At 40.2% G+C, this 8,147-nt stretch carries 8 protein-coding genes; 5 read left to right on the plus strand and 3 right to left on the minus strand.

Features of this window, described 5'->3' with window-relative positions; genetic code table 11:
- The 3 genes from B2V92_RS04295 to B2V92_RS04305 form a co-directional block, all read left to right on the plus strand.
- A partial coding sequence (locus B2V92_RS04295) for a protein-disulfide reductase DsbD family protein (RefSeq protein WP_293305037.1) occupies window positions 1-1,242 on the plus strand: 1,242 nt, incomplete at its 5' end.
- Window positions 1,243-1,462: 220 nt separating this feature from the next.
- Window positions 1,463-2,275, plus strand: coding sequence for an oxidoreductase (locus B2V92_RS04300; RefSeq protein WP_293305039.1), 813 nt, complete (start codon window positions 1,463-1,465; stop codon window positions 2,273-2,275).
- A gap of 69 nt (window positions 2,276-2,344) precedes the next feature.
- Entirely contained in the window at window positions 2,345-3,142 is a 798-nt protein-coding gene (locus tag B2V92_RS04305; protein WP_293305041.1) for a helix-turn-helix domain-containing protein, read from the plus strand.
- Between the two features lie 28 nt (window positions 3,143-3,170).
- On the opposite strand, the gene B2V92_RS04310 is transcribed toward B2V92_RS04305, so the two are convergent.
- The gene (locus B2V92_RS04310; protein WP_293305043.1) at window positions 3,171-4,052 is read right to left on the minus strand and encodes a hypothetical protein; all 882 of its coding nucleotides are present in this window, start codon (window positions 4,050-4,052) and stop codon (window positions 3,171-3,173) included.
- A 305-nt stretch (window positions 4,053-4,357) separates the two neighbouring features.
- On the opposite strand from B2V92_RS04310, the gene B2V92_RS04315 reads away from it, so the two are divergent.
- Window positions 4,358-4,906: a hypothetical protein gene (locus tag B2V92_RS04315; protein WP_293305045.1), complete on the plus strand. Its 549-nt coding sequence runs from the start codon at window positions 4,358-4,360 to the stop codon at window positions 4,904-4,906.
- A gap of 322 nt (window positions 4,907-5,228) precedes the next feature.
- Window positions 5,229-6,908 (plus strand): energy-dependent translational throttle protein EttA, encoded by a 1,680-nt coding sequence (gene ettA / locus B2V92_RS04320; RefSeq protein ID WP_293305047.1) that lies wholly within the window; start codon window positions 5,229-5,231, stop codon window positions 6,906-6,908.
- Window positions 6,909-7,063: 155 nt separating this feature from the next.
- On the opposite strand, the gene B2V92_RS04325 is transcribed toward ettA, so the two are convergent.
- Together B2V92_RS04325 and B2V92_RS04330 are read right to left on the minus strand one after the other, a co-directional pair.
- A complete protein-coding gene (locus B2V92_RS04325; RefSeq protein WP_293305049.1) occupies window positions 7,064-7,450 on the minus strand; it encodes a hypothetical protein in 387 nt (128 codons plus the stop codon).
- A 10-nt stretch (window positions 7,451-7,460) separates the two neighbouring features.
- Window positions 7,461-7,808, minus strand: coding sequence for a hypothetical protein (locus tag B2V92_RS04330; RefSeq protein ID WP_293305050.1), 348 nt, complete (start codon window positions 7,806-7,808; stop codon window positions 7,461-7,463).
- Window positions 7,809-8,147: the final 339 nt, after the last annotated feature.

Genomic DNA, 8,147 nt, shown 5'->3' on the forward strand with positions numbered 1-8,147 from the left:
CTGGTAACCGTAATTTTTGGGGCCGATGCGCTGAATAGTCTCTCCACAAACGGTATATTCAACTTTTTCTTTTTCCTTTTGCTGGTAGCTTTCGCCGCCTCTTTTTTGGGCGCTTTCGAAATCACCCTGCCTTCTTCCTGGGTAAATAAAATGGATGCCAATTCTGATAAGGGCGGTATTGCCGGGTTGTTTTTTATGGCCGGAACATTGTCACTGGTATCTTTCTCCTGTACCGGCCCCATTATCGGCACCCTGCTGGTACAGGCAGCAACAACTGGCGCTTTATTGGGCCCGGCAATAGGTATGTTCGGCTTTTCTCTGGCCCTGGCTATTCCTTTTGCCCTGTTTGCCTTATTTCCATCAGCCATGAACAAGCTGCCAAAATCTGGCGGATGGTTAAACAGCGTAAAAGTTGTACTGGGTTTTCTCGAACTGGCTTTTGCATTAAAATTTTTAAGCAATGTAGATCTTGCTTATCATTGGGAATGGTTCGACAGGGAAATATTTTTAAGCCTGTGGATCGTGATTTTCGGCATGATGGGCATTTACCTGATTGGCAAGCTCAAGTTTTCGCACAATAGCCCGCTGGGTTTTATTTCGGTACCGCGGCTTTTCCTCGCAACAATAGTATTGGCTTTTACCGTTTATCTTATCCCCGGTTTGTGGGGTGCACCTTTACGCAGCGTATCGGCTTTTTTACCACCACAGGAAACGCAGGATTTCGACCTCTATACGAGCAGCTTGCTGGCCGGAAAAACAACAGCCAATAACGATGGTCCGCATAAATATGCTGATAAATTTCATGTACCATTAAAACTTAATCCCTATTTCGATTATAACGAAGGCTTAATGGCCGCTAAAAAGCTGAATAAACCCGTACTGATCGATTTTACCGGCCATGCCTGTGTAAACTGTCGAAAAATGGAGAGCAATGTATGGCCGGATAAGGATGTGTATAAAATGATTAGCAGTGATTATGTACTTATCCAGTTGTATGTGGATGATAAATCGGATCTGGCCCCCGAAGATGTAGTAATTACACCCGAAGGAAAAACACTCAACACCATAGGCAAAAAATGGAGCGATCTGCAGGCCAGAAAATTCCTGTCTAATTCACAGCCATTTTATGTACTGCTCGACCCTAAAACAGAGGCTTTGTTAAAAGAGCCCCAGGGTGCAGATTACGAGGTAGCTAATTATAAAAAATTTCTGCAAAGCGGTTTAACGGCTTTCAGCAGATAGAAAAAAACTGCAGGTTGTAGAAGTCCTGTAGCGATACAGTTTAGGTTACTAATGACTAAAAGGGCATTGCCGGATGGCGTGTCCTTTTTTATATAAATCATAAGTATCTTATTTCAAAAACATCTCCAAATATGAGCTTTTCGGAAAAGTAATGTGAGCCTGTGACAAAACCACTCCAAAAGAAAACCAACCGATCTTTGTGTTATCAAAAAGAAATAAAATGAAAAAGGTAGCATTAATTACCGGTACATCATCCGGAATGGGAAAAGAAACAGCCAAACTATTGGCTGGTAACGGCTACACCGTTTATGGTGCAGCAAGGAGAACAGAAAAGATGGATGAACTCCAGAATTTGGGCATCCATGTGATAAAAATGGATGTTTCTGACGAAGATTCAATGGTTACCGGTATCCAAAAAATAATAAAAGATGAAGGAAAGATTGATATTCTGATCAACAACGCCGGCTTTGGTTCTTTTGGCGCGATAGAAGATGTTCCGATAACAGATGCCAGGTACCAGATGGAGGTAAATGTTTTTGGATTGGCCAGGTTGATACAACTGGTTCTGCCGCACATGCGCCGCGGGAGATACGGAAAAATAGTAAACGTTACATCCATAGGAGGCAAAATGGCCACCCCACTGGGCGGATGGTACCATGCCAGTAAGTTTGCGGTTGAGGGTTTAAGCGATAGCTTGCGTTTGGAAGTTAAATCATTTGGAATCGATGTAATCCTCATCGAACCGGGCGGTGTAAAAACAGAATGGGGCGATATTGCTTTCGATCATGCCAAAGATATTTCGGGCAATACCGTTTATAAGGAATTAACGGAAAAAGCAGGACGCGTTTTTGCAAAAACCGCAGAAAAAAACATCGAAGCCATCGAGATTGCAACATTGATCAAAAAAGCCATCGAATCGGAAAAACCAAAGGCCCGTTATGTAAAAGGTTACCTGGCCAAACCGGTCCTTTTGGCAAAGAAATGGCTGAGCGACGCGATGTTTGATAAAATGATTATGGGCCAGATGAAATAAGCTGATAAATAAAGCGAAAGAAATTGTTTTATGCTAAGCACTTACCTTCATTAATCCGTAATTTTAGTTATGATAAAAGATGAACTGCAATTTAATATCCTGTACTCCTGCACCGATGAGCGCAAACGCGGCGGTGAGCAGCTGGTGAGCGAGCATGTGCTTAGTTATATCATATCAGGAGAAATCCAGTTTTACAATAACCATGGGAAGTTCATTTATAAAGCAGGACAAATCGGCCTGCTCAGGAAAAATCTGTTGCTTAAATCGGTAAAAATACCGGCAGCAGATGGTACACCTTTTCAATCACTTAATGTGTTTTTAGATCAGGATTGTCTGAAAAAATACAGTAGCCTGGAGAATATATCTGCTTCGTCAATTTACAATGGGCAATCGGTAGTAGACTTTTCTGAAGATATTTTCATCAAGGGTTATTTCGATTCGCTGCTTCCCTATTTCAATACCAGTGTGCCCTTAACTCCCCAGCTGGCCAACCTGAAAACAAATGAGGCCATTGCATTGCTTTTACGTAACAAACAGCTCGAAAACCTCCTGTTCGATTTCGGGGAACCACATAAAATCGATCTGGAAGCTTTTATGAACCAGAATTACAGCTTTAATATTCCCATTGCACAGTTTGCCCGTTTAACAGGAAGGAGTTTAGCAACGTTTAAGCGCGATTTTAAAAAGGTTTTTAAAAGCCCGCCCGAAAAATGGCTGTTACAAGCGAGGCTGCACCGTGCCCATTTTCTTATTGCCCAGCAAAACCAGGCACCTTCTTCTGTTTATCTCGATGTTGGATTTGAAAACCTTTCGCACTTCTCCACCTCGTTTAAAAAACAATTCGGTCATAACCCATCAACAATTTAATAAATTCGAGTAAGGGCTAAATGTGTATTCAGTCCTTACCTGAATTTCGGCTAAACCAACAATTTCTGCCATTTTTAGTTGCCCTAACCGGTTGCTCTTTTTCTTTAGCATTATTTGGAAAAGGCCCTGGAAATATCACTGTTCCCCGCCACAGACTGGCATCTCCCAATTGATCGGCAAGGGGCTGTGTTTGGGCAATAGTATTAACCGTATCTGCAGCAGGTAGCATACTAAAGGCATTGTTAAGGTTATTTTTATGTTTCCTGCGTAGTTTTAATAGTTTTCCGGTGGATGGTATTTCTTCTTTTACCTGAATTTTCTGTTCATCTTTTTGCTTTTCTAACGGCGCCTCACCGGGCTTTGTGAAAATATTTCCGTTAGGCTGCGCTATCTCCGTTGATGTCTCTTTTTTTGCAGCTTCTATAACTATGTCATGATATTTTTCATTTCTTATAAAAGAAAATGCTTCTACAAGATGTCCTAAAAGTCCAAAAATTAATATTCCGAGCCCAACTCCCATCAAAAAATTTCTTTTTGCCAAAAGCAACATCATCAATCCCCCAAGTACTACAACTGTCCATCCAATGCGTACACCAAACCACGATTTATGGATTTTTTCTACTTTAGTCACTTCCTCCTTAAAAAATGCTTTTCGGTCGTACCGGTAGGTTTTTAATTTTTCGGCAAAAGATTTTCTGGTAAAATAACCACTTGCCGAACCGGCTATTCCTAAAAAAAGTCCGCCTATCATCAACGGAATTGTTAAGCCTTTTAAAAAAGAAAATGGATTGGCGAATTTCCAGGCTAAAACGGCCAGCAATAAAAGCAATAATCCTCCGGCACCGATCATTAAACCACCATACCCCGATTCGCCCTGATAATAGGCCGTCATTTTATCAAAAAAGTCCATATTTATTGTTTTAATATCTAAAAAATAAGGTCTGTTTACACCCGAACAAATCTGGATATAATATGCGCAGGTAAGTTTTTCCAGCGGCTCAATCTGTTTTGGCCAACAGATCTCCCAAAAAAAGGGAGCAGTATTGTGATTTTTTTGGACACCATAACAACCGTTCTGGAAACTCCCTGTCCTCAATACTTCTGTTATCTTTGTATGTTACAAAACATGGCTTTAATTGATACAAACAAAACAATGGCCTGAGCGTTTAAACCCTGATATCAAAACCCAAAAAACCGATAAATAGTTGATTATCTATGAAATTACAACTCCTCTCCCTTATCCTAACATTAAACATCTCCTTACAATTGTGCGCACAAAGCAAACAGGTTGGTCAAATTGGAGATAAAGCTCCGGTACAATCGGGAAGCCTCGCCTCAAGCATAACAGCTATCCGCGAACAATATAACCGGATCAACTCAATTCAACTCAAAAGTGAAAAATTCAAGTACGAGGCAGATGGCTGTGTGGAGGACGGATTGGTTGTTTATTTTAAAGAAGGCAATACCATTGTGAAAGTAACAGAATCAGGTAGCATTGGCGACGGGAGTTGGGTGAAAGAATATTATTACCATTTGGGCAAGGTTTTCTTTTGTTATGACAAAATCGTTGGCGGGCCTGCCATCGGAAAAGTTACCACTACAGAGCGCCGGTATTATATCCAGGATGATAAAATTCTGCGGCAGATGGAAGATAAAAAGATTGTTAAAGTTGATAACAGCGCATCAGAAACTATCCAAACCGGATACAAACTGTTAAAAGTGTATAAAACAAAAGATTTTGCAGCAGCTTTATGCAATCCATAACAACGCGGGTAAACAATGGCTAAAAACCAAATTATTACCTGAAAAATACATGCGGGGATGGAAAAGGAAAAATAGATGATCGGAAATGGAGCAACATCATCCATCTTACATCATCCATCTTACATGTAAAATAAATCATTGTTTTTATTCCACAATCAAAATCCGATTATAATGGCAAAGCACTTTGTTATCGTTCTGCTGTTCTTATCTTTGTGGGCAGTTTTGGCATAACGCTTATTGAAGTGGGTTAAGGGTTGTTGATCACTTCTCCCAACTGGCCATTTATAAAAAAGTATTTAAAAATTAAATCACATATATCATAATGTCTGACGAAAAAATAATCTTTTCAATGGCAGGTGTAAATAAAATTTACCCGCCACAAAAACAGGTTTTAAAAAATATTTACCTTTCTTTCTTTTACGGCGCCAAAATCGGGGTTATCGGTTTAAACGGTTCCGGTAAGTCGTCGCTGTTAAAAATCATTGCAGGTTTAGATAAATCTTACCAGGGCGAAGTTGTTTTCTCACCAGGTTATTCAGTTGGTTATCTGGCACAGGAACCTATCCTAGACCCGGAAAAAACCGTACGCGAAGTGGTTGAAGAAGGTGTTGCAGAAGTAACCGCCATTTTAAAAGAGTACGAAGAAGTAAACGAAGCTTTTGGCTTGGAAGAAAACTATTCTGATGCTGATAAAATGGATAAGTTAATGGCCAGACAGGGCGAGCTTCAGGATAAAATTGATTCTTTGGGTGCCTGGGAAATCGATTCTAAACTGGAAAGGGCGATGGATGCTTTACGTTGCCCGGATCCTGAAACCAAAATCGGTGTACTATCGGGTGGTGAGCGTCGCCGCGTAGCCATGTGCCGTTTGTTGCTTCAACACCCTGACGTATTGTTACTGGATGAGCCTACCAACCACTTGGATGCCGAAAGTATCGATTGGTTAGAGCAGTTCTTACAAAATTACGAAGGAACCGTTATCGCGGTTACCCACGATAGGTATTTCCTTGATAATGTTGCCGGATGGATTTTAGAGCTTGATCGTGGCGAAGGTATTCCGTGGAAAGGAAATTACAGCAGCTGGTTAGATCAGAAAGCGAAACGTTTGGCACAGGAAGAAAAAACCGAGAGCAAACGCCAGAAAACTTTAGAGCGCGAGTTGGAATGGGTGCGTATGGCGCCAAAAGCACGACATGCAAAATCGAAAGCACGTATTGCCAACTATGATAAACTGGCTTCTGAAGATGGAAGAGAAAGGGAAGAAAAACTGGAGCTCTTTATTCCTGCAGGTCCGCGCTTAGGTAATGTGGTAATCGAAGCTACAAACGTAACCAAAGCCTATGGTGATAAGGTATTGTTCGATAATTTAAACTTCTCATTACCTCCTGCGGGTATTGTGGGTATCATCGGACCAAACGGCGCGGGTAAAACCACTTTGTTCCGTTTAATTACCGGGCAGGAAGAAGCCGATAATGGTACTTTCCGCGTGGGTGAAACTGTTGAGCTTGGTTATGTAGATCAGATGCACAACGATCTGGATGCCGATAAAACCGTTTACGAAAATATTACCGATGGTTTAGATAATATCCAATTGGGTACAAAAGCCGTTAACGGACGTGCCTATGTTTCTAAATTCAATTTCAATGGTGGCGATCAGCAGAAAAAAGTAGGTGTACTTTCGGGCGGTGAGCGTAACCGTGTACATTTGGCCATTACCTTGAAAAAAGGTGCAAACGTATTGTTACTGGATGAGCCAACCAACGATATCGATGTAAATACTTTACGTGCATTGGAAGAAGCTTTAGAAAACTTTGGTGGTTGTGCCGTGGTGATCAGTCACGATAGATGGTTCTTAGATAGGATCTGTACGCACATCCTTGCTTTTGAGGGCAATTCTGAAGTTTATTTCTTTGAGGGTAACTACTCAGATTACGAAGAAAACCGCAAGAAACGTTTGGGTGATGTTACGCCAAAACGCATCAGATACAAAAAATTAGATTAGTACAAAGTCCCGATAAAAATCGGGACTTTTTTGTTTGAGAGGCGCAATTTGAAAAGCGATTATGACTTCCGAAGTTTAAAAGGCTAGGCGCCTGGCAAACTTCGGAAGTTTCTCAAAGAGAAGTCATTTTTAAAAACTTGACTTCTCTATAAGCATTAAATAGGTTGTGCAAAAGGATTAGGTTTTTGGCTCTCTTTCGCTTTACGTTTGCCCCTGAAGAAAAAATATAGGTTGATGAACAACATAATGCCCAGATAAATGGCAAATCCACCTATTTTAGAGCTTAAAGCTTCAATTAAGTTGCGGTAATCGTTTTCATAGATCGTAATTTTCATAATCAACAGTGCAAAACCGATATTCAGCAGGTAAAAACCCGTTTCGAAAAGTTTATTTGTTGCATTTGCAATCTCTTCTCTCCCTTTAAAAATATCGAGCATATATACTTTACTGTTTTTAAACAGCGTTTTTGAAACATAAAAAGTCAAAAAAAGTGCAATTGGTAAATAAACTGCATAGCCGATTAAAATTTTTGTCGTTTCCATAATGAAAAGTTTAGATTATTAATTTATGTATGGTTTTGGTAAGCAAATAGATGTTTAAATAATGAAGTATGGACAATATGCACACAATAGTTGCCACTTTTACCGCCATCACTTCTACCAGTTGCTGCGATGAGGTGATGGTCTCCCACCCTACCAGGGTCATGGCACAATAGCCGATATTAACCAGGTAATAAGAAACCAATAACGATTTATTGATCTGCTTACAGAGATCCAGATGATCAGGAATCAGTTCGGCAACAAAAATATTTCCATTACGGTAGCAGATCTTCCCTACCACTACGATAATGAACACGATAACCGTAATAAAAATGCCATATCCGAGTATATTGTAATCCATAATCTGTATCCCAGTTAGATTTTAATTATTTAACTTTCAGGAAAAATTGAAAATAAAGGTTAAAAAAATACGCCCCGCTTGAGGCATTTCTTAAAATGTTTTATGCTCTATTTCCCTTTCACGATGTAAATGTAAATTAAATTTATTAAACTTTCAAATATTATTGAAAATTCATTAAAAAAAATAGATAAACCCACAAAAGTCGGCAATAGTAGCGAAGTCTGTCTCGAGATAGATCTCTCCCTGCCCGATGCAGGTGGGCGCTCCACTGCGTTCCGGTCGAGATGACGAACTTTGTGGAACATGGAGTCTCTGCATCATGCTAACCAATGAACTAAT

Source organism: Pedobacter sp. UBA5917 (assembly GCF_002432345.1).
In the GTDB taxonomy this organism is placed as follows: domain Bacteria; phylum Bacteroidota; class Bacteroidia; order Sphingobacteriales; family Sphingobacteriaceae; genus Pedobacter.

What these genes read in the sequence shown, in the direction of transcription:
- B2V92_RS04300 (WP_293305039.1), top strand. Translation starts at nt 1,463, where the DNA reads ATGAAAAAGGTAGCATTAATTACCGGTACATCATCCGGAATGGGAAAA.
- B2V92_RS04305 (WP_293305041.1), top strand. Translation starts at nt 2,345, where the DNA reads ATGATAAAAGATGAACTGCAATTTAATATCCTGTACTCCTGCACCGAT.
- B2V92_RS04310 (WP_293305043.1), bottom strand. Translation starts at nt 4,052, where the DNA reads ATGGACTTTTTTGATAAAATGACGGCCTATTATCAGGGCGAATCGGGG.
- B2V92_RS04315 (WP_293305045.1), top strand. Translation starts at nt 4,358, where the DNA reads ATGAAATTACAACTCCTCTCCCTTATCCTAACATTAAACATCTCCTTA.
- ettA (WP_293305047.1), top strand. Translation starts at nt 5,229, where the DNA reads ATGTCTGACGAAAAAATAATCTTTTCAATGGCAGGTGTAAATAAAATT.
- B2V92_RS04325 (WP_293305049.1), bottom strand. Translation starts at nt 7,450, where the DNA reads ATGGAAACGACAAAAATTTTAATCGGCTATGCAGTTTATTTACCAATT.
- B2V92_RS04330 (WP_293305050.1), bottom strand. Translation starts at nt 7,808, where the DNA reads ATGGATTACAATATACTCGGATATGGCATTTTTATTACGGTTATCGTG.